This is a genomic window from Corynebacterium flavescens (assembly GCF_008693105.1).
Taxonomy (GTDB): domain Bacteria; phylum Actinomycetota; class Actinomycetes; order Mycobacteriales; family Mycobacteriaceae; genus Corynebacterium; species Corynebacterium flavescens.
The window spans coordinates 1-803 of sequence record NZ_VXKK01000004.1 but is presented as its reverse complement, the minus strand read 5'-3'; the positions used below and the strand labels follow the sequence as shown (position 1 = coordinate 803).

1 protein-coding gene is annotated in these 803 nt (G+C 65.5%); it reads left to right on the top strand.

Annotation, left to right across the window (positions count from 1 at the left end; genetic code table 11):
• Positions 1-803: heavy metal translocating P-type ATPase (locus F4V60_RS00490; protein WP_150387343.1), on the top strand; the 803-nt coding region annotated here is incomplete at both ends.

Here is an 803-nt window from a genome sequence, read left to right as displayed (position 1 = left end):
ACGATGAACCGCACCCGCCAGGCACTGTCGGACCTGGTGGACGCTGCCCCCGAGACCGCCACCGTGCTGCGCGACGGTGAGCCCGAAACCGTTGAGATCTGGGAACTTGTCCCCGGCGACGTCGTGCTCGTGAAAAACGGCGAGCAGATCCCCGTCGATGGACGCGTGCTCTCCGGTCACGGCGGGGTCGACGAGGCCACCATCACCGGGGAATCCGTCCCCGCTGAGAAGGCCGCGGACTCGGAGGTCTTCGCCGGTACTTGGCTGCGCTCCGGGGTGCTGCGCATTGAGGCGATCGGCATCGGCTCGGACTCCACCCTGGCCAAGATCATCCACCGTGTGGAAGACGCCCAGGACGATAAGGCCAAGACCCAGACCTTCCTGGAGAAATTCTCGAAGTACTACACCCCCGGTGTGATGGTCGCCGCCCTCGCCGTTGGCCTGATCACCCTCAATGTGGAACTGGCCTTGACCCTGCTGGTCATCGCCTGCCCCGGGGCGCTGGTCATCTCCATCCCGGTCTCGATTGTCGCCGGTATCGGACGCTCCGCTAAGGACGGGGTGCTCATCAAGGGTGGCGAATACCTCGAGACCTCCGCGAAGGTCGACACCGTGGTCGTCGACAAGACCGGCACGCTGACCAACGGCCGCCCCGAGCTGACCAACGTCGACGTCCTCGACCCTGCCTACTCGGACGATGAGGTGCTCACCCTGGCCGCCCGTGCCGAAACCGCCTCGGAGCACCCCCTGGCCGAGGCTATCATCCAAGGTGCAGAGAACAAGGGCTTGACCGTGGCGATGGT